We start from the raw sequence: 20020 nt of genomic DNA on the forward strand, positions 1-20020 counted from the left end.
TTTTAGCCTTACTTATTAACTTGAATACATTTAAGGGCGTTTTGCTCCATTTTGATCAAACCAAATGCAATCGCATCTAGTTGCTCAACAGATAAACCGCTGTATAACTGATTTTTTATATCGGAAATAGTCTCTTGCAATGAATGTAAAATGGCATCACTTTGCTCAGTAAAATAGAGTCTTTTACTGCGCTTATCATGTTTGTCTACACGGCGAACGATTAACGATTGCTCCTCTAATTGCTTAAGTGTACGAGTCAGTGAGGGCATTTCTATCCCTAAGCTATTAGCAAGTTCAAGTTGTGTTAGTCCCTCACCACGCATACTAATATGCATTAGCGCAGTCCAGCGCGATTGAGTAAGCCCTAAAGGCTCAACCGCAATGGTTACCGCTTCGCGGCATAAGCGATGAACTCGGCCCATATTACCGATAACAGTTAAATCGAGCGTTTCGTGAAAAGGTTTGTGTGTAGGCATAGCCATCCCAACATAGTTAGCAAGCTAACTATTTTATCATTACTTAGCTTGCTAAGTAAATATGTGTAAGTGCGGGAAGTGGCAAAATATTTGCTAAACCTCACTTGTAAAAATGGTGAGGTTTAGCAGGAGTTTAAAAGTTAAGTAAATTAGCAGGGGAGTATTGATCGGTAAGTACTTTTGTATCTGCGGGCCAATCTTGGGCGTTTTTAGTAAATTGCATAAATTGGCTAATCGCTTTTATGTCTATACCGTATTTTACTAATTTAGGGGCGAGAGCATTTACACGCGTGTTAATTTGCGCTTCGCTCGGCATTGATTTAAGTCCCGCTAAAATAATACGATTACTACGATTTTCGCGACTTACATTTATAAAGTCGCCAAATACAGCGTGGTAAGTTGCCGACTCATGCTGATAAAGTTTACTACTTGAAAACGTATTTGCAGCTACAACACCGCCTTCGGCTAATACGCTTTGTACTTCTTCAAAAAACTCTTTAGTAAGTAAATGCTCCGGAATATAGTCGCCGTTAAATGCATCCAAAATAATCCAATCGTACTTTTGTTTTTTAATAGCGGCACGTTTTATAAAAATACGGCCATCTTGCACGCTTGATGTCACTAAATCGTTTTCTATAAAGTTAAAGTAATCGCGTGCAACTTTAGTTACTGCTGGGTCTATTTCAACATTATGAATTTTTGCAGTGGGGTATAGCTCATGAATAACGTTAGAAAGCGTACCGCCACCTAGCCCTATAATAAGTACATTTTTAGGGTTATCGGCTACTAAAAGGCTCGCAAAAGTCAATTTTGTGTAATTAAAAACAAGTTTGTCGGGATTGTTTTTATACATACAGCTTTGGCTTGTTTGGTTACTTTTAGTATTAAATTTAAGGCAACGTAAGTCGCTCGTTTCTTCAACAATAATATTGCGATAAAGCGAGCGCTCTTCGTGGATAACTTTACTGCACGCAAAACCCGAAAATGCAATTAACGGCAGTAGTAAATATTTAAGCATGAGCAAGCTCCTTATTACTAACCAAGGTATTAATTACAATCGCGACTAAACCCAGTGACCCAAGCGTTAGAGCAAAGGCGCTAATAATTGTATTTACGTCAAACGCGAGTACAAAGTAAAAAGAAGTAATAATAGTACCCAGTGCACTGCCAAGCGTACTTACAAAGTATAAACGCCCAGCGACTTGGCCGCTTTTATCGCTATCGGTTACCAGTAAGCGCACAGAGTAGGGCGAGATCATGCCTAAAATAACGGTAGGTATAAAAAATAAAGCAGTTGACGCTAAGAGTGAGCCGTAGCGGCTATCTTCAATATGGGTAAATATAAATTCCATTATTGGCTGCGAAAATAATGTAATAGGCACCACCATAATGCTGGCTATTAAAAATATTAAACCATATTTGGTAAGTGATGCATTTTTAGTGCTGAGTTTACCGCCAAGTAAATACCCAAAAGATAAACTAAGCATAAATACTGTAATTATACTGCCCCAAATATGTACGCTACTACCAAAAAAAGGGGCGAGAATTCTCCCTCCTAAAAGTTCAATCCCCATAATGCAAAAACCGCTGCAAAAAGCTAAAAAGTAAATTAACGCGTTTGTTTTTATGCTCATGTAATTATCGTTATGTAACTTAAGTAGAACACTATACTAACGTGATGACACGGCAGTCGCTAGTGCATTAATTAATCGCTCAGTGATTTTTTAAAAAGAAGTTTTGTTATAAAGTAACACATGCTACAATTTTGTTATACTATAACACTTACTTAGTTAATCAATCACATGAAGTACTCTTTAATTTATTTAGCCTGCCTAGGAATTAGTGCGCCCAGTATCGCGCAAGATCAAAAAGAAGAAATCGAAAAAATATCTGTCACTTATAGACAAGCTTATCGCGGTGATATTCCTCAAAAGCAAATGCCACAATCTATAGTTAGTATTAATAGTGCTGAGCTTAATAAAAAAGGAATTACTCAACTACAAGATGCGCTTGATTTTTCAGCTAGTATTTCACGTAAAAACAATAGCGGTGCATTGTGGGATAGCTTTTCTATTCGTGGCCTTTCGGGTAACGAAAATATGCCATCGGGCTATTTAGTTAATGGCTTTAGCGGTGGGCGTGGTTTTAGCGGCCCGCGTGATGTATCTAACATTGACTACATTGAAGTACTAAAAGGCCCAGGTTCAGCACTTTATGGGCGATCAGAGCCAGGCGGGACTGTAAATATTGTGACTAAAAAGCCACAGTTTGATTCACAGGGTGAGCTAAAACTAAGCTTAGGTAGCGACAGTTTTAATCGCGTTGAAGGCGATTACACTCAAGGCATTAACGATACCACCGCGTTTAGAATAAATGGCGCATGGCAAGATAGTGACAGCTACCGCGATGAGGTGTACACCAATAAAAAAGTGATTACGCCGTCTATTTATCATCAAATAAACACATCGACCAGTGTAACTTATGAGTTTGAATACGTAGATTTAGCTCAGCTATTCGACCGTGGTGTTGTCGTACTCGATAACGATTTTGACACCGTACCAAGCTCGCGCTATTTAGGTAACCCAAACGATGGAGACACTCAGGTTTACTCTCGAGGCCATCAAATTACGTTAAATCACGATATTAACGATGAATGGTCACTCGTTGTAGGTGCAAATTATCGAGACTCTAGCTTAACGGGTTTTTCGTCAGATGCAGAACTTGCACCGTCACGCCAATCGTTATTTGACGATGGCCGCACACTTACCCGCCAGCAGCGCTATCGTGACTACGAAGTAGAAGATTTAAGTGTAAAGTTTGAAGTTAGTGGAAGTTTAGATACAGCCGGCATTTCGCATCATTTATTAATAGGTATTGATGCATATAAATACGATTTGCGCACGGCGCTTTCTCGTTATCGTGGCGGTAATGGCACTTATACTATTGATATTTTTGAGCCTGATTATTCTGGTGAACGTCCTGCTGTTTCGCTACTTTATGAAAATGATGAAGAGCAAAACGCTTACGGTATTTACATTCAAGATCAAATGGATATCACTGATAAGTTTAAACTTTTACTTGGTCTTAGATTTGATAGCGTAGACCAAGATATTTTAGAAACCAACAGCGGTGTGTTTTCAACCAGTTCTGAGAGCCAAATAAGCCCACGCGTTGGCGTAGTGTATGAACTAAATAATACTATAACCTTTTACAGCAGTTACTCTGAAGGCTTTTTACCACTGAGCGGTACTGATGCAAACGGCGACCCGTTTGGCTTTGAGTACAGCGACTCGTTTGAAGTTGGTGCTAAGTTTGAATACTTAGGTGTAAACGGTACTGTGGCATTTTTTGATGCTTCTAAAAGTAATATGTTAGTGGCAGACCCTGTAAATGTTGGATTTTCGGCGCCTATTGGTAAAGCTGATAGCAAAGGGTTTGAGCTTGATTTAAACACCTATATTACTGATGCAACCGCGTTTAACTTATCGTACGCCTACATAGACGCCACCACAGCAAACGACATTATTAATGCCGATTGGGGCGTGCCAATTGAAAAAGGCAGCCCGCTGGTTAATGTACCAAAAAATAACCTAAACCTTACACTTAGCCACCAAACAGCGTTAATGGGTAAAGAGCTTGAATTTGGTGCAAGTTACCAATATACCAGCAGCCGCCTAGGTGATGCCGCAGATTTGAGCTTTAGACTACCAAGTTACCAATTGGTCGGCCTGTTTGGTCAATTAAATCTAACAGATAAAACAGAGCTAAATGTGAGCATTAATAACATTTTTAATGAAGACTACGCTCAAAGTAGTTACAACGCTTTGTGGGTTTATCCGGGGGCGCCTACGCAATTTAAAATGTCGATAGCTTATAATTTTTAATAGCTTAGCTTATTAAGCTTTTAAACAGTTTTCATCCTGAAGCGTCTTAATTTAATAATTAAGGCGCTTTTTTATTTAAATTAAGGTTTCTTAAGTTTTCTTTAAGTTTCGCTCGCTAAGTTACAAACATACACTTTATATGAGCGATGTTTATGCAATTAGCACACCTACCTTCATCACCCGTTTATATTCAAAATAACTCACGCTTTGTTAGTGCTCGCGTTAATGATGAGCATAGAAGTGCGTTAGAAAACACAGTTAAAGAAGGGTTTTTAGTCGCTTACAACGCCACGCTTACCTCTTTTATGCCATTACTTTGCCAATACACGACAAACGAAGGGCAATGCACATTGGGTTTAAGGCAAGCAACAGCTCCTCTATTTATAGAGCAATACTTAGCACAGCCCATTGAGCATTTTTTACCTGAGGACACACTGCGTAATAAAGTATTTGAGCTTGGCAATCTATGCTCTACACATCGCAAAGCAACGCTTGGGCATTTTATTGTTGTTAATGAAGCCCTGCAAAGTGTAGGAGCAAAACATTTAGTATTTTGCGCCACTAAAAAAGTACGTGCACTGCTGCGCTTATTAGGCGTTAACTGCACTGAAATTGCTGTGGCAAACAGTTTTGTTGTTGAGCATCCGCTAAGTTGGGGAAGTTACTACGCTAATCAGCCTACCGTATGCATTGTGAGCCTAGAGCAAGCTCACCAACAAGTATTAAATACCCCAATGCTTTATAGTTTGATGCAGCAAAACCACTCAAATATCAATTCTTTGGTAAATGCGTTGGTGAACGTATGAATTACTATAATACCCATGCAATATCGCCATTAATTATTGCCCACAATAAAGAACAAACACTTGAAATTAACGGGGATGAGTTTAACCAGCAAATACAAAAAATAGTAAAAATACTACATAGCTTTAACGGCAAATGTATCGCTTATAAGCTCGATAATACGCCAGCTTGGCTTGTTATTGATGCCGCTACTGCGGTTTCGAATAAAGTGGCTGTGCCAATTGCTCACTTTTTTAGTGAACAACAAACTCAATATGTACTAGCGCAATGCGGCGCTAATATATTTATGAGCGACATACCAAACCCTTTATTTGGGGAGCCGACCGCATCAATTACTTTATTTGAGTGTTACACATTATATATTTACGAAATTGTTGTAGCTAAACCCGTCAGTTATTTTCCAGATACTCAAAAAGTAACATTTACGTCAGGATCGACTGGGCAACCAAAGGGCGTGTGTTTATCTGCAAATAGCCAAATGCAGGTAGCTCAATCTCTGTGCGATAAAATTAATATTAAAAAGCCTGTGCATTTATGTTTATTGCCGCTTGCTGTATTGCTTGAAAATATAGCCGGTGTGTATGCCCCTTTAAAAAGTGGCGGTACAGTGCATTTAATGCCGTTAAATGAATTAGGCTTTGTTGGTACTGCATTAAAACAGCCCGCACAGCTTATAGCTGCTATTGATAAAGTTAAGCCAAATACGCTTATTTTAGTGCCTGAACTATTAGCATGCTTAGTTACTTTTGCAGAAGATGGGTGGCAACCGCCTAGTTCGTTACAGTTTATTGCCGTAGGTGGTGCGCTTGTCAGCGAAATGCTAATAGTAAAAGCACGTAGCTTAAACTTACCGGTGTACCAAGGTTATGGACTTTCTGAGGCGGCATCTGTAGTTAGTTTAAATACACCCACAAACGATAACATCCACAGTGCCGGCTCTGTGTTACCTCATATTCAAACCAAAATTGAAAATGACCAGCTTTTTATAAAAGGCGATTTGTTTTTAGGTTACTTAAACCATCAACCTCACAACAAAAACCAGTGGTATGCAACCGGCGATCTAGTCGAGCAGCGTCAAAATACTTTATTGATAAAAGGCCGATTAAAAAATCTAATTATTACCAGCATGGGGCGCAACATCAGTGCCGAGTGGCCTGAATCACTATTACTCAGTCAAAGCGGTATTTTACAAGCCGTTGTGTTTGGTGAGGGGCGACCTTTTCTCAGTGCCATTATTTACGCCGATACAAAGCTAAGTAACCCAGTGTTAGCGCAGTACATTAAGACAATTAATAAACAACTACCCGACTATGCTCGAATTCAAAAGTGGCATCGTTTAGCTGCCCCATTAAGTGTGCAACAAGGATTATTAACAACAAATAATCGCCCAAAACGAGATGCCATAAGTAAGCAATACCATGCTGTGTTTGATCAATTTTACCGACTTGGAGAAGTAATTAATGAGTGATTTTTTTAACACCCTTAAAGAGCAAACTAAACAAGAGCAAAACTACCTGCTTGCAGCGCCGATTATTCAGCGTGTTTTTAAAGGCGAAGCATCACTTGAAGAATACGCCTCGTTTTTAGCGCAAGCGTATCATCATGTTAAGCATACTGTGCCATTAATGATGTCGGTTGGTGCACGATTAACCGACGATCAAGAATGGCTGCGCGAAGCCGTCGCAGAATACATTGAAGAAGAGATTGGTCATCAAGAGTGGGTACTTAATGACATTGCAGCCTGTGGTTTTGACAAAGAAACAGTACGGTGTAGTCAGCCGCAATTTGCTACCGAAATGATGGTGTCGTATGCGTACGACTCCATTGCACGTAAAAATCCGTTGAGCTTTTTTGGCATGGTGCATGTGCTTGAAGGCACTTCTATAGCGCTTGCGGATGGCGCCGCTTCAAACATTGCAAATGCTGTGGGCTTACCTAAAAAAGCATTTAGTTATTTAACCTCTCACGGCGCGCTTGATATAGAGCATGTAAAGTTTTTTGAAAACCTAATGAACCAAATAACGGATGAGGCGGATCAGCAAGCCATACTTCATGGTGCAAAGCGCTTTTATCGTTTATACGGCGATATATTTCGTGGACTCGATGACGAACCATTTTTTAAAGCACGTGCACAAGGCAAATTGGCATGAGTAGTTCTTTGTGTGTGCTCACTGGTGCAACAGGCGGAATAGGGCAAGCGATTGCTAAAGCCCTATATGCAAAAGGGTGGAAGTTACTACTTGTAGGGCGAAATACCCAAGCCCTTGAGGAGTTGAGCCGTGCATGCCCAGACAGTGAAATATTTACGGGCGATTTAACCGACGATACAGCACGTATTAACCTAGCAATAAAAGCCAAGCAACTCGGCGGCGTTAAATTACTTATTAATAACGCCGGTATAAATACAATGCAAAGCCTTGAGCACACAAGTAATGAGCAAATAGATAATATGCTCATTACTAATCTGTCGGTGCCTATTAAATTATGCCAGCTATTTTTAGGGCAGTTAGCGTATACCAAAGGCACCATTGTTAACGTGGGATCATCGTTTGGCAGTATTGGCTACCCGTTTCAAACGCTTTATTGCGCCAGTAAATTTGGTTTACGTGGCTTTACAGAAGCGTTATCACGTGAGTTGAATGGTTCAGGCGTTAAAGTGACCTATTTAGCACCAAGAGCAACAGATACATCCATTAATAGCAGTAAAGCGCGGGCAATGAATAAAGAGCTCGGCAATAAAATGGACTCGCCAGAATTAGTTGCTCAAGAGTTATTAGCTCTTATAAGTTCAAACCAAACAAGGCGCTTTATTGGTTTTCCTGAAAAATTATTTGCACGCATAAATGGCGTATTCCCCAGCGTTGTTGATAACGCTATTGCAAAGCAACTTCCTAAAATTAAACGTTTTTTAAGTTAACAAACACACAAAGGCAAAATTATGTATAAATTTACACTCGCATTTTATTTAATACTAACCTCTGTATTTGCAACTACAGTACACGCAGATGAAGCGCAAGACTTAACCGATATTCAACAAAAGTGGGCAATTGCTAATTACGAACTTGAAGACGATGCGCAAATAGACGCGTTTACGCAACTAAGTGAGCAAAGCGCATTATTTGTTAAAAACTATCCAAGCTCAGCGCAAACACATATTTGGAATGGCATTGTGTTAGCTAGTTTTGCTGGCGCAAAAGGGGGCTTGGGCGCACTTGGTTTAGCAAAAGAAGCAAAAGCGTCACTCGAAAATGCACTCTCGATTGATGGCACTGCACTAAATGGCTCCGCTTACGCAAGCCTTGCAACGCTTTATAGCAAAGTACCTGGTTGGCCAATTGGTTTTGGTGATGACGACAAAGCTGAAAAATTATTTAAACAAGCGCTCGCTTTTAATCTCGAAGGCATTGATACTAATTACTTATACGGTGAATACTTGTATGACGAAGGCGATTATAAACAAGCTAAAGCGCGACTACTTGTAGCACAAGCTGCTGGGATTCGTGATACTCGGGCAAAAGCAGATAAATATCGTCAACAAGCAATAAGTCAGTTATTGGCAAAAGTAGATAAAAAATTAAAAAGATAAACACATAATGCATTTATTACTCGTTGAGGACGATCGTTTAGTGGCGCAAGGGCTTATTCGCTCTTTGCGCCAAGAGGGCTACAGCGTAGAGCACAGTGGCACAGTAAAACACGCCCTAGAGTGCCTTTCTAGTGGTGATATTGAGCTTGTTATTCTCGATTTAGGATTACCTGATGGCGACGGCTCGCAAGTTTTAAAGCATATTAAAGCGCAAAAAAAAGTAATACCAGTGGTTATTTTAACTGCACGCGGCAGTATTGACGACAAAGTCCAAGGGCTCGATATGGGGGCAGATGATTACCTTGCAAAGCCGTTTGACCCCGCTGAGCTATTTGCCCGTTTACGTGTAGCAAGCCGGCGCATTAATCAAACACAATCAAGCTTATTACGCTGTGGTGATGTAGTAATGGATACCTCTGCTCATACAGTTAAGCTAAGTGGGCAGTCACTTGCACTACCTCGAAAAGAATACATGCTTTTAAAAGCGCTGATGGAAAATCAGGGAAGGGTACAATCAAAACAACAACTCGAAAACAAACTTTACCAATGGGGTGAAGAAGTCGGCTCTAATGCCATAGAGGTGCATATTCATCATCTTCGTAAAAAATTCCCTAGTGATTTTATTAAAACCTTACGTGGCATTGGCTACGTGGTTGGTAAACGTTAGAGTGTATTTGTTTTTCGAGGTTGAAAATGTCAATTCGTAAACGTCTGACCTTAATTTTACTTTCAATGATGGTGCTAACTTGCTTTTTAGCATTAGTAAAAGGCTATCAAAAAAGTATGCACCACGGCGAAAGTTTGCTTGATGATGAACTTAAAATAGTGGCTGGCGTTTTAATTGAGCAACCATTGGCACTAAGCACAGATGCAGTACAAGTAAGTAATAATAGCGCTCAGTTGTTGTATCAAATTTGGCAAAATAATAATTTACTTAGTGGCTCATCGAGTTTAACGAATAACCATGTTAGTTTTAGCGAGGGCTTTCAAACGGCTAATGTAGCAGGGCAGCGTATGCGAGTATTTGTGATGAGTAAAAATACCCGTAAAGTCATCGTTGCTGAACCTATGGCAAAGCGTTTTGAATTAGCTGAAGCCGTTATTTTATCTGCAATGTTACCTATGCTATGGGCAGTCCCTCTGCTTGCTATTTTTATTAGCTTTTTTGTTAAATACGCATTAACCCCCCTTACTCGATTATCTAAGCAGTTGGCGTCTCGCCAAGCGAACGACTTTACGCCAATTAACTGGCAAGTAACCGACGAGGAAATTAAACCTGTTATTAATCGTTTAAACGACTTATTTAAACGCGTAGAAACTGCCTACTTAAGGGAGCGTTTTTTTGCCTCAGATGCAGCTCACGAATTACGTACCCCGCTTAGTAGTTTAAAAATTAATGTGCATAATTTGGCTAATAAACAAAGTAATCTGCAAGACCATCAAGAATTACAAGCTATGTCGCAGGGCATTAATCGCTTAAGTAATATTGTTGAGCAAATGCTAATTTTAGGACGCACTCAGCCTGAACAATGGCAGAGGCAATTTAGCGAACAATCATTGCTAACGATTACTCAGCAAGTCGTATCGGAGCAATACGACAAAATAGATGAAAAAAACCAAACCATTAGTCTTGAAGGCGATGACTTTATTATTAATGGTGATGAGTTTACATTAACCACACTCATCGCTAATTTACTTAGCAACGCCATAAAGTACACACCCAAAAATGGTCAAATTATAATTAAATTAGTATCAAGTAATAACGGCTTTAGTTGGCAAATTGATGATTCTGGTGCGGGTATGACTGAAGAGCAAAAAGAGCGAATATTCAATCGTTTTTATCGCGTAGGTGGCGATCAGCATCCATCAGGCGAGCAAGGTGCCGGTTTAGGTATGGCGATTGTTCAACACATAATTGCTATTTATGGCGCAACTATTCATTTAGCGAATAGCCCTTTAGGCGGACTAACCGTTAAGGTTACTTTTACAGGAGTGAAGAGTGACTAAACGTTTATTTAATCGGTGCCTTTGTTGTTTGCTATTTTTGTCGTTCAATGCGGCGAGTAAAGAGTACCTTATTATTTTAAAAGATCATTTGTTTTATCCCTCGCAAATTACCATTCCCGCGAATAAAAAAGTAAAACTATTGATAGAAAACCAAGATAGCACACCAGAAGAGTTTGATAGCTTTGATCTAAACAGAGAAAAAGTACTCTACCCAAACCGTAAAAGCATTATTTATATAGGGCCGCTTAGTAAAGGGTATTACGAATTTTTTGGTGAGTTTTCGCCCAATACAGCAAGGGGCGTTGTAATAGTTGGTGATGAGGAGGCGCAGCATGCTAATAACTAGTTTAGTCATGAGTCTTAATCAATTGCTACCTGTGGCTATTTTATTAGTGCTACTACAAGTGGTTAAAAAACAAAGCGCTTTAAAAATAGGATCTGCTTTACTAATTGGCGCGCTCATGTCGTTTATGTACATGCAAAGTGCATCATGGGTGAGCCAGTGGTTTGAACACCAAGGGCTAGAGTACTCACAAATAGGGCTATGTATTACTATATTTATAGCCGTATTAGTATTTGCAATAAAACAAAAATCAGCGGCTTTTTATATTGCTGTTATAAGCACAATAACATTGTATTTAAGCCACTATATTATTTACCTCACCAGTTTTTGGCAAAGTAATGATGCAGGGCAAAGCTTATTTATTGGCACTTTATTAGGTGTTGGAATTTGTTTAAGTTTTAGCGTATTGCTGTACTTTTTAATGAATGCAATTAAGCACCGCTTTGGTATGTATCCGCTTTTTACTTTGCTTGCTTTTAACAGCGCGGCTAAGTTATTAGTTGCACTGGATTTGGCAAGCCAAATAGACTTAATTACCAACACCGCAACCGTGTGGGATTTACGCGATGTATTAAGCGAAAACTCTGAACTCGGGCGCGTACTGCGCGCCCTGGTTGGTTACGAGGCTACCCCGGATCTAATGAGTGTACTTATATATAGTACAAGTAGCGTGATATTTTTATCACTTTGTTATGTTATTTCGGCTTCAATTTCTAAGGAACGTGTATGAAAGCACTCAACCTATATTTAGCGCTTAGCTTTACCGTTTTTTGTTTGTTGGTACTTTCAACCCCAGCAAAGGCCGATGGAATTGTTGTTGATAAGGTATATCACCCCTATGTTTTACCTTTTGAGCGAGAGTTTGAATGGCGGTTAGTGTCGCACCAAACAGATAGTGGCAACATACTAGCGCAGCGTTTGGGTGGTGGCGGTGCTATTAACGATACAATGGCGCTAGAAGGTTACATCGTTGGTGAGCGAGACGATAACGGTGACTTTGGTTTAGAAGCTTATGAGCTTGAGCTACGCTGGCAATTAATTGAGCAAGGTAAATTATGGGCCGATTGGGGGGCATTATTTGAGCTTGAAAAAAAACATAATGAAGATGTGTATGAAGCAACTTCGGGTTTTGTGATCGAAAAAGAATTTGGAAAAACGAGCCTTACACTAAACGCTTTTTTGGTTTATGAGTGGGGACAGGATATTCAAAATGAATGGAAAAGCGAGTTTAGAGCACAATATCGCTATCGCTATCGTTCTGCTTTTCAGCCATCTATTGAAGTCTACGTAGGAGAAGACTTTGTCGGTATAGGGCCTGGTTTTATAGGTTTACAGCGCTTTGATGGGCAAAAGCAATTAAAGTGGGAAGCGGGTTTTATCACCGAAGTAAGTCAATCAGAAAAAAACCATAGTTTTAGGCTCGCATTAGAATTTGAATTTTAATAACCAAGGAAAGCGGTTTTGGTTGTTTATCACTCTGATTATAGATAGGTACTTGACATATTTTAAAAAATCTATATAGTGGGCTGCAGCTAGAAAGAAAGCATGTAAGCTATAAATCTCCATTTCGATGTTGTATAAGTAATACTTGTAGTACCGTCCTGAAGTTTTTAAAGTACCATCTCATTTTTTGCTACACCCGCTCTTATGAGCATATTTTTTATTTTATATCAGGATATTACAATGTCTAACATCGTATCAGGTACAGTTAAGTGGTTCAACGAGTCTAAAGGTTTTGGTTTCATCGAGCAAGAAAATGGCCCAGACGTTTTCGCACATTTCTCAGCAATCAAAAGCGAAGGTTTCAAAACTTTAGCTGAAGGCCAACGTGTAGAGTTCACTCTTTCACAAGGTCAAAAAGGTCCACAAGCTGATAACATCACAGCTGTATAATTTTACTTTTTAAGTAAAATGAAAAAAAGCGCTTAAGGCGCTTTTTTTGTGTCTGAAATTTGACATAAACCAAGCAACGCCTGTTATTAGCCCCTCCTAGTATTTGTTTTTCTATTCTTCTAAGCCATTCTTTTAAGCAATTGTGTTAATGCAAGTGAGTTTAAGCTTGTGATTAATACCGCCCATTTCTCTTCTTATAATTTTTTAAAAAGAAAATAGATCTAATTTTTGGCTCATATTTACAGTAATGCATCAGCTGGAACCTTTGACTATAAAGTGGGAAAGGTGCTGTAAGGCTGCAAAAATTACCTATTTGTGCGCATGCTAAATTGCATCGAATTTAATAAGTAAGTAGTTGTGTGTCATAAAGCGATTTAACAAAGAATATAAAAAGTTAAAAATGAAAGATGATTTTGTCGCCCATAAGCATACTTACCTTCAATGATTTATCTTTCATAAGGGAGCCCTTTTTTTTGCTTTATTTTTAAAAAAGCAGCTTGCAGTGCTTCTATTAAATGCATATCTGTTTTTTTATTCGCAGCTAAATAAGCATCAATTGTTAGCTCATCTATTTTATAAATAAACTTTAAGTGTGCCGGTTTGAGCTTTAGGTAGTCGCTCATCTGCTTCATATATAAAGGATCATCTACAATTAAATCTACTTTTTTAGCGAGTAGTAAAGAGTATGACTTTTGAATATCAGAGGTTAAAACAACTTCAAACCCCAGTTTTGCGAGGGTTTGTGTTGAAAAGTCATTACGCTGCATAGCAATTTTGTACACTTTGGCTTGTTCAGTAGTGTTTATAATAAGATCATCTCGCTCTGATAGGCCAATAAAGCCTAGTTCAAAACGTCCGACAGGTCCTATCCAATAAAATTTGTCTTCTCGCTCTACAGTGCGTGCAAGGCTGTATATAAAGGTATTTTTAAGCTCATCTGCAATTTTATAAGCACGTGCCCAAGGGTACATTTGAATGTTAGGTGTTAGATCAGCCTCAGCAAATATATCTCTAATAAATTGAGTGCCTTCACCTGCTACCTCACCATCAATCAACACTTGGTTTGGCGGTGCTAACTCTGTAACAACAAGGATGGGTTCTTTTGCTTGAACATACACAGAACAAATTAAAAAAAGAGAATAAAGAATATATTTCACAATAGCGGATCGTTAGTCGGTTAGCTTAAGTAATATAAGTGTGGCTGAAAATACGAAAAACACAAAAAATATTTATGTGACTTTGTTACTAAGATATTGGTTTATTTGAGTTATGTATAACCATAAATAAGGTTAAATAGCTTGAAGGTTGGAAGTGTATAAATCTGGAAGGCCTAAAACGATAAAAGGGCCTTGCGGCCCTTGGTGAAGTATCGTTCAAGTCAGATAGAGCTTTAACCCCTTAAAGCGCTATCCTCTTGTTTTGCAACACCGGTGTTCATCTCAATAAGTTTCTAAGCTAGCGAGAGGAAAAACCCAGCAATTGCTGCGCTCATAAGGTTAGCCATAGATCCTGCTAACACTGCTCTGAGCCCTAAGCGTGCGATATCCTTCCGCCGACTAGGCGCCATACCGCCTAACCCACCTAGTAAAATGGCTATCGATGATAGGTTAGCAAAGCCACATAGAGCAAAAGTAACAATTGCTTGTGTGTGCGCGCTTAACGTATCGCGATAATTTATAAAGTCTAAGTAAGCAACAAACTCGTTCACTACTATCTTTTGACCAATAAAGCTGCCGGCTATAATTGCTTCATCCCATGGCACACCTAGTAACCATGCAACAGGAGCAAATACATAACCTAATATTTCTTGAAGCGTTAATGTTGGGTAATCAAACCACCCACCAATACCGCCTAATAAACCGTTTAGTAGTGCAATTAGCGCTACAAAAGCAAGTAACATTGCACCAACATTAAGTGCTAAATGCATACCGTTTGCTGCACCTGATGCAGCTGCATCAATTACATTTACAGGCTTATCTTCGTCATCTAAATCTAAATCAGCTAAGTTATCTTTAGGCGTTTCAGTTTCTGGCACAATCATCTTGGCCATTAAAAAACCACCTGGAGCAGCCATAAAGCTCGCTGCTATTAAATACTTAAGATCTACGCCGATAATAACGTAACCAGCCATTACAGAGCCTGCCACAGTGGCTAAGCCACCTACCATCACTGCAAACAATTCCGATTTAGTCATTGTTGCTATAAATGGCTTAACTATTAGCGGTGCTTCAGTTTGGCCAACAAAAATATTTGCCGTTGCTGAAAGCGATTCTGTGCGAGAGGTTTTCAATAATTTTTGTAAACCGCCGCCTAAAATCCTAATTATCCAATCCATAATGCCGAGGTGATACAACACAGCAACAAGTGCTGAGAAAAACACGATAACGGGCAAAACTTGAATCGCAAAAATAAAACCTAATGTGTCTTGTGAGGCAAGTGGGCCAAACAAAAACCCAATACCGTCGTTTGCATAACCAATAACCGACGATACGGCTGCTGACATGTTCGTTAACACATTTTTTCCTGCTTCAAAAAACAGGACAAAACCGCCAATAACTACTTGCATCGCAAATGCTATACCAACGGTTCTTAAATTAATTGCCTTGCGATTAGTTGATGCCGCAAAGGCAATGCTTAGTAGCACACACATGCCCACTAAGCTCATAAATGTTGTCATACAAATGTTTCCCGTTGTTATTCTTGTAGTAAATATTTTATCTTACTTTTTATTATATCAATCGCAACGCGGTTCATACCGCCTCGAGTCACAACTAAATCTGCGTTATGCTTAGAAGGCTCAATAAATTGATAAAACATCGGTCTAACAGTTGCTTGATACTGCTCAACAACAGATTGTAATGTTCTGCCTCGTTGCTCCATATCACGTTGCATACGACGCATTAAGCAAATATCTAAAGGCGTATCTATAAACACTTTAATATCAAATTCTTTATTAAGCGCTTTGTCACTCAATAATAAAATACCTTCAACAATGAGTATTTTAGCAGCAGGCACTCGGCGAGTTTTCTCGCTACGTGTATGCTGTGCATAATCATACGTTGGTACTTCAACTGAATTTCCACTACGAAGCTGTGTTAAATGCTCAAGCATTAACGCATGTTCAAATGCATCAGGATGGTCGTAATTCGTTTGCGTACGATGCGCCATCGGTAAATGCGACTGATCCTTGTAGTAAGCATCTTCTTCAATAATGGCGATAGCGCCTGGTTCAAGCTCATTAACCAATTCATTGTATATAGTTTGGCTAAAAAGAGATTTGCCCGACGCAGACGCGCCTGCAATAGCTATAATAGTAGTTCGTGTCACTAAAGTTCTCACCCACACAGAAGGATATATTGTTGGTAGATCACAATAGCAAAAAAGACACGATTAATCTCTTTTGCTTCGCTTAAGAATGCAAATTTATAATGTTTAGGTTTTATGAAACAGGACTTTTGTCCTGTACGGAAAAATCGATCAGCGGATAAAGTAACCACCTAGAATCAAAGTGAGGTCAAAATGGCAAGAGCAATTATCTTAATGGCAGATAGCCTAGGAATCGGTGCAGCACCAGATGCAGATAAATTCGGCGATCTTGGGGCTAATACATTCGCTCACTTACTAAAAGCATATTACGACGAAACAGGCGCTGCATTATCGCTTCCTAACCTATCAAAACTTGGGTTAGTGGATGCATGTGAAGCTGCCGGTGGAGAACCGTGTTTAATTTCAGACCGCCAAGCTTCTCAAGGAGCATGGGGTTACGCTAAAGAATTATCTAGCGGAAAAGACACGCCATCAGGTCATTGGGAAATGGCAGGAGTACCTGTGTTATTTGATTGGGGATATTTCCCAAAAACACAGCCAAGTTTCCCACAAAAATTTATAGACGAGTTTATAGCTCGTACTGGTATTCCTGGCATTTTAGGCAACTGCCATGCATCGGGAACAACCATTTTAGAACAGCTAGGTGAAGAGCACGTAAAAACAGGTAAACCAATCTGTTACACCTCAGCTGATAGCGTGTTTCAAATAGCCGCGCATGAAGAGTCATTCGGCCTAGAGAAGCTTTATCAAGTTTGCGAAATCGCACGGGCGCTACTTGATGAAATGAATATAGGACGAGTGATTGCGCGGCCATTTTTGGGTTCAAATAGCCAAGACTTTGCTCGAACGGGTAATCGTCGCGACTATTCAGTGCTTCCGCCAGCACCAACATTGCTAGATGTGTTAGCAAAAGACGGCGGCGAAGTAATTAGTATTGGTAAAATTTCAGATATTTACGCGCATCAGGGCATAACCCAAAAGCATAAAGCACCTGGGCTTATGAACTTGCTAGAAAAAACCAGCGAAGTAATGAAAAGCGCACCAGAACACAGCTTAATCTTTACTAACCTAGTTGATTTTGATGAAAAATTTGGTCATCGCCGTAACCCAGTAGGTTATGCTAAAGCATTAAAAGAATTTGATGACTATTTACCAACTATACTAAAGCAGTTAAACGCAGATGACATATTAATGATCACTGCAGATCACGGTTGTGACCCAACCTTTCCAGGTTCTGAGCACACTCGCGAATACGTACCGGTTATTGCATATAAACCAGGTATGAGTAACACACCTCTAGGTGAACGCAACAGCTTTGCAGATATCGGTCAAACACTGGCACAGTGGTTTAACTTATCTGCGCTTGATTACGGCGACAGCTTTTTAAATGAGCTAACAACGCCAAATAAAAAGGAAAACAATTAATGAGTACTCCGCATATCAGTGCAAACGTTGGTGATTTCGCCGAAACAGTATTAATGCCAGGCGATCCGCTACGTGCGCAATATATTGCTGAAAACTTTTTAGATGATGCAGTACAAGTTACAGGTGTTCGTAATATGTACGGTTTCACTGGTACTTACAAAGGTAAGCCAGTAAGCATCATGGGTTCAGGCATGGGCATTCCATCAATGTCTATTTATGCACGTGAGCTAATTGTAAGCTTTGGCGTTAAAAATATTATACGTATTGGTACGTGTGGCGGTATTGGCACAGATATCAAAATCCGTGACGTAATTTTTGCACAAGGTGCAAGCACAGATTCAAACGTAAACCGTGCACGTGTTCGTGGCTACGATTTTGCTGCTATTGCTAACTTTGACTTACTTTTAAACGGTGTAAACGCCGCTAAAGAGCTAGGAATAGAAGCAAAAGTAGGTAACGTATTTACAACCGACACTTTCTACCAAGCAGACGACTCGTTCTATAAAGACTTAGACAAGTTAGGCATGCTAGCAGTAGATATGGAAACAGCCGGTTTATATGGCGTTGCAGCTGAATACGGCGCAAACGCAATGGCATTATTTACAGTAAGTGACCACGTAATCACCGGTGAAGCAACACCTGCTGATGAGCGTCAAAGCACGTTTAACGAAATGGTTAAAATTGCATTAGAGTCAATAGCTTAAATAATACATAACAGTTCCTTGGTAACGTATTCACTAAGTTTTGGAGACACGCCCAAAGTGAAGTGAGACTAACCTCCAAAGCCGCATTTTATGCGGCTTTTTTTATGCCTGAAAAAATGGGTAGCAGCTTCTAATTACTTATACCAATTCGCTTAATTAAGTGATCTATTTTGAGGATGGAAAAACGTGTTGATAGCTAGGCAAAAAATTCGCTATTTAGTTGTTCTAAATGAGAATTTTTTAACGCAGGTAGCGACACGTTTAGCCCCTAAAAATGATTAAGTATTATTGCGGGTTGGTATTAATTCAACCATCTAAAAACTGCGTTTTTAAACGCCTGCAAGCAGCGCGTCTACAGGTAAATTAAACTGCTGAGTGTAAGTTTCTCAGGTAGGCGCTAAGCTTGCTCGCGCGAGAAGCGCAGCTTCTAATTACTTAATCACCCATCCTAAAAACTACGTTTTTAAACGCCTGCAAGCAGCGCGTCTATAAGTGAGTTTTAACCACCGCGTTAAGTTTTCCACGTAGGCGCAGAGCTTGCTCGCGCGAGAAGCGTAGCTTCTAATTACTTAATTACACAACAAAATTTACCTTTAAAAACAAAAAAAGGGCCAAAGCCCTTTTTTATGGTGTTGCGCCTAATCATACAGGCCAAATTCTTAGTGCTTAAACAACTTCACCAGCCACTATTGTATTAAAGCTGTCGTTGTCATGCAGGCTTGCAAATGCGCTCTCGTGTAATAATTCATTACGTAAGTTTGGAGAGTATTCAAGTGCCATTTTAATATCGGCTAATGCATCAGCATGTTTGTGCGTAAGTGCATAAGCACAGGCTCGTTGCCAATAGGCATAACCATAGTCACTATCTATATCAATGGCTTGGTTACACAGCTCAATGGCTTGTGCTGTTTCGTTTATTTCTAGTAATGCATCGGCTTTATAAGCAATGGCTTCAACATCTTCAGGTTTGCGATTGAGTATTTCATCAAAAATTTCAATTTTGTTCGCAAAATCACTTTCTAGGTTTGCGCGCATCCACAACGAATGAACTTCGTTAGTCACCGATATGCGCTCTTGGTTGCTGAGTATTTCTTCTGAGCGAACGCGTAATTTTTCTTCAAGAATTTTTAATCGGTCTTCATACTCGTCTGTAATTACACTCACACGCGTATTTACAATATCTTCTACTTTGTTTTTAACATCGCGCAACGAGTTCCAACCCACTAAAACTAAAATCGACGCCGTAGCGGTAATTATAAAAAATACATTATTAATGGTATCTGTAGTGTACGTTAATGCGCGATCTGCAGTATCAAGCTGCGCATGAGTAACCTGCTTAGTTACATCTTCACGAAGCTTTTGCTGATCTTGCCTAACTGCTTTTAGCTCATCTAATATGTAACGCTCCATTAGCGGCTTATACATAGGCTCTTTGAGTTGTTGAAGAGCTTGTTGCTCTTGTTGTGCTGTAGGTGAAGCTGGTTGCTTTTCAGCAGAGTTCACTATGCCTGAAAACAAAGTTAAACAAACAAAAAGTACAGATAGGTAATAACGCATTGGTACGCCTAATT

General features: G+C 39.6%; 21 protein-coding genes. 14 read left to right on the plus strand and 7 right to left on the minus strand.

Translation table 11 applies throughout. From position 1 onward, the window contains the following. Window positions 1-8 precede the first annotated feature (8 nt). From FFU37_RS17670 to FFU37_RS17680, 3 genes are all read right to left on the minus strand, one after another. Entirely contained in the window at window positions 9-476 is a 468-nt protein-coding gene (locus tag FFU37_RS17670; protein WP_002959150.1) for a MarR family transcriptional regulator, read from the minus strand. A 133-nt stretch (window positions 477-609) separates the two neighbouring features. After that, window positions 610-1494, minus strand: a complete 885-nt coding sequence (locus FFU37_RS17675) for a spermidine synthase (protein ID WP_138490146.1) — start codon at window positions 1492-1494, stop codon at window positions 610-612. Continuing rightward, window positions 1487-2110: a fused MFS/spermidine synthase gene (locus FFU37_RS17680; RefSeq protein ID WP_033020771.1), complete on the minus strand. Its 624-nt coding sequence runs from the start codon at window positions 2108-2110 to the stop codon at window positions 1487-1489. The genes FFU37_RS17675 and FFU37_RS17680 overlap by 8 nt, the downstream gene beginning before the upstream one ends. Before the next feature lie 168 nt (window positions 2111-2278). Here FFU37_RS17680 and FFU37_RS17685 point away from each other — a divergent pair, with 168 nt between their 5' ends. The 12 genes from FFU37_RS17685 (at window position 2279) to FFU37_RS17740 (ending at window position 12993) form a co-directional block, all read left to right on the plus strand. Beyond that, a complete protein-coding gene (locus FFU37_RS17685; RefSeq protein WP_138490147.1) occupies window positions 2279-4360 on the plus strand; it encodes a TonB-dependent siderophore receptor in 2082 nt (693 codons plus the stop codon). Window positions 4361-4512: 152 nt separating this feature from the next. Next, entirely contained in the window at window positions 4513-5166 is a 654-nt protein-coding gene (locus FFU37_RS17690) for a thermostable hemolysin (RefSeq protein WP_138490148.1), read from the plus strand. Beyond that, window positions 5163-6632 (plus strand): AMP-binding protein, encoded by a 1470-nt coding sequence (locus tag FFU37_RS17695; RefSeq protein ID WP_138490149.1) that lies wholly within the window; start codon window positions 5163-5165, stop codon window positions 6630-6632. Before FFU37_RS17690 ends, FFU37_RS17695 begins: the two co-directional genes overlap by 4 nt. Continuing rightward, the gene (locus tag FFU37_RS17700; protein WP_138490150.1) at window positions 6625-7314 is read left to right on the plus strand and encodes an iron-containing redox enzyme family protein; all 690 of its coding nucleotides are present in this window, start codon (window positions 6625-6627) and stop codon (window positions 7312-7314) included. Before FFU37_RS17695 ends, FFU37_RS17700 begins: the two co-directional genes overlap by 8 nt. Beyond that, a complete protein-coding gene (locus tag FFU37_RS17705) occupies window positions 7311-8081 on the plus strand; it encodes an SDR family oxidoreductase (RefSeq protein ID WP_039488810.1) in 771 nt (256 codons plus the stop codon). The genes FFU37_RS17700 and FFU37_RS17705 overlap by 4 nt, the downstream gene beginning before the upstream one ends. A 21-nt stretch (window positions 8082-8102) precedes the next feature. Then, a complete protein-coding gene (locus tag FFU37_RS17710; protein WP_138490151.1) occupies window positions 8103-8750 on the plus strand; it encodes a tetratricopeptide repeat protein in 648 nt (215 codons plus the stop codon). Window positions 8751-8757: 7 nt separating this feature from the next. Beyond that, window positions 8758-9417, plus strand: a complete 660-nt coding sequence (locus FFU37_RS17715; protein WP_138490152.1) for a response regulator — start codon at window positions 8758-8760, stop codon at window positions 9415-9417. Between the two features lie 26 nt (window positions 9418-9443). Then, window positions 9444-10757, plus strand: coding sequence for an ATP-binding protein (locus FFU37_RS17720; RefSeq protein ID WP_138490153.1), 1314 nt, complete (start codon window positions 9444-9446; stop codon window positions 10755-10757). Continuing rightward, window positions 10750-11103 (plus strand): cupredoxin domain-containing protein, encoded by a 354-nt coding sequence (locus FFU37_RS17725; protein WP_138490154.1) that lies wholly within the window; start codon window positions 10750-10752, stop codon window positions 11101-11103. The genes FFU37_RS17720 and FFU37_RS17725 overlap by 8 nt, the downstream gene beginning before the upstream one ends. Beyond that, window positions 11090-11830 (plus strand): iron transporter, encoded by a 741-nt coding sequence (locus tag FFU37_RS17730; protein WP_138490155.1) that lies wholly within the window; start codon window positions 11090-11092, stop codon window positions 11828-11830. The genes FFU37_RS17725 and FFU37_RS17730 overlap by 14 nt, the downstream gene beginning before the upstream one ends. Next, a complete protein-coding gene (locus tag FFU37_RS17735; protein WP_138490156.1) occupies window positions 11827-12543 on the plus strand; it encodes a hypothetical protein in 717 nt (238 codons plus the stop codon). Before FFU37_RS17730 ends, FFU37_RS17735 begins: the two co-directional genes overlap by 4 nt. A gap of 240 nt (window positions 12544-12783) precedes the next feature. Next, complete coding sequence (locus tag FFU37_RS17740; RefSeq protein WP_002959120.1) at window positions 12784-12993, plus strand: cold-shock protein; 210 nt, start codon at window positions 12784-12786, stop codon at window positions 12991-12993. A 446-nt stretch (window positions 12994-13439) separates the two neighbouring features. Here FFU37_RS17740 and FFU37_RS17745 read toward each other — a convergent pair whose 3' ends face one another. The 3 genes from FFU37_RS17745 to udk all read right to left on the minus strand — a co-directional run bounded on the left by FFU37_RS17745 (window position 13440) and on the right by udk (window position 16320). Then, window positions 13440-14150 (minus strand): substrate-binding periplasmic protein, encoded by a 711-nt coding sequence (locus FFU37_RS17745; RefSeq protein ID WP_138490157.1) that lies wholly within the window; start codon window positions 14148-14150, stop codon window positions 13440-13442. 293 nt (window positions 14151-14443) lie between these two features. After that, on the minus strand, window positions 14444-15670 hold the full coding sequence (locus FFU37_RS17750; RefSeq protein WP_138490158.1) for a NupC/NupG family nucleoside CNT transporter: 1227 nt from the start codon (window positions 15668-15670) through the stop codon (window positions 14444-14446). A 17-nt stretch (window positions 15671-15687) separates the two neighbouring features. Further along, entirely contained in the window at window positions 15688-16320 is a 633-nt protein-coding gene (gene udk, locus FFU37_RS17755; protein ID WP_024596281.1) for a uridine kinase, read from the minus strand. A 192-nt stretch (window positions 16321-16512) separates the two neighbouring features. Between udk and FFU37_RS17760 the strand changes: the two genes are divergently transcribed. Further along, entirely contained in the window at window positions 16513-17745 is a 1233-nt protein-coding gene (locus FFU37_RS17760) for a phosphopentomutase (protein WP_138490159.1), read from the plus strand. Then, on the plus strand, window positions 17745-18449 hold the full coding sequence (gene deoD, locus FFU37_RS17765) for a purine-nucleoside phosphorylase (protein WP_024596283.1): 705 nt from the start codon (window positions 17745-17747) through the stop codon (window positions 18447-18449). The genes FFU37_RS17760 and deoD overlap by 1 nt, the downstream gene beginning before the upstream one ends. A gap of 666 nt (window positions 18450-19115) precedes the next feature. Here the strand turns inward: deoD and FFU37_RS17770 are convergent. Then, complete coding sequence (locus tag FFU37_RS17770; RefSeq protein WP_002959108.1) at window positions 19116-20006, minus strand: tetratricopeptide repeat protein; 891 nt, start codon at window positions 20004-20006, stop codon at window positions 19116-19118. Window positions 20007-20020 lie beyond the last annotated feature (14 nt).

This window comes from Pseudoalteromonas distincta (assembly GCF_005877035.1).
GTDB lineage: Bacteria > Pseudomonadota > Gammaproteobacteria > Enterobacterales > Alteromonadaceae > Pseudoalteromonas > Pseudoalteromonas distincta.

Bases quoted from the DNA above. Each gene is read 5' to 3' on its own strand.
- FFU37_RS17680 (WP_033020771.1), bottom strand. From the start codon at position 2,110: ATGAGCATAAAAACAAACGCGTTAATTTACTTTTTAGCTTTTTGCAGC.
- FFU37_RS17720 (WP_138490153.1), top strand. From the start codon at position 9,444: ATGTCAATTCGTAAACGTCTGACCTTAATTTTACTTTCAATGATGGTG.
- FFU37_RS17735 (WP_138490156.1), top strand. From the start codon at position 11,827: ATGAAAGCACTCAACCTATATTTAGCGCTTAGCTTTACCGTTTTTTGT.
- FFU37_RS17670 (WP_002959150.1), bottom strand. From the start codon at position 476: ATGCCTACACACAAACCTTTTCACGAAACGCTCGATTTAACTGTTATC.
- FFU37_RS17695 (WP_138490149.1), top strand. From the start codon at position 5,163: ATGAATTACTATAATACCCATGCAATATCGCCATTAATTATTGCCCAC.
- FFU37_RS17730 (WP_138490155.1), top strand. From the start codon at position 11,090: ATGCTAATAACTAGTTTAGTCATGAGTCTTAATCAATTGCTACCTGTG.
- FFU37_RS17740 (WP_002959120.1), top strand. From the start codon at position 12,784: ATGTCTAACATCGTATCAGGTACAGTTAAGTGGTTCAACGAGTCTAAA.
- FFU37_RS17685 (WP_138490147.1), top strand. From the start codon at position 2,279: ATGAAGTACTCTTTAATTTATTTAGCCTGCCTAGGAATTAGTGCGCCC.
- FFU37_RS17770 (WP_002959108.1), bottom strand. From the start codon at position 20,006: ATGCGTTATTACCTATCTGTACTTTTTGTTTGTTTAACTTTGTTTTCA.
- deoD (WP_024596283.1), top strand. From the start codon at position 17,745: ATGAGTACTCCGCATATCAGTGCAAACGTTGGTGATTTCGCCGAAACA.
- FFU37_RS17715 (WP_138490152.1), top strand. From the start codon at position 8,758: ATGCATTTATTACTCGTTGAGGACGATCGTTTAGTGGCGCAAGGGCTT.
- FFU37_RS17690 (WP_138490148.1), top strand. From the start codon at position 4,513: ATGCAATTAGCACACCTACCTTCATCACCCGTTTATATTCAAAATAAC.
- FFU37_RS17710 (WP_138490151.1), top strand. From the start codon at position 8,103: ATGTATAAATTTACACTCGCATTTTATTTAATACTAACCTCTGTATTT.
- FFU37_RS17750 (WP_138490158.1), bottom strand. From the start codon at position 15,670: ATGACAACATTTATGAGCTTAGTGGGCATGTGTGTGCTACTAAGCATT.
- FFU37_RS17700 (WP_138490150.1), top strand. From the start codon at position 6,625: ATGAGTGATTTTTTTAACACCCTTAAAGAGCAAACTAAACAAGAGCAA.
- FFU37_RS17705 (WP_039488810.1), top strand. From the start codon at position 7,311: ATGAGTAGTTCTTTGTGTGTGCTCACTGGTGCAACAGGCGGAATAGGG.
- FFU37_RS17760 (WP_138490159.1), top strand. From the start codon at position 16,513: ATGGCAAGAGCAATTATCTTAATGGCAGATAGCCTAGGAATCGGTGCA.
- FFU37_RS17675 (WP_138490146.1), bottom strand. From the start codon at position 1,494: ATGCTTAAATATTTACTACTGCCGTTAATTGCATTTTCGGGTTTTGCG.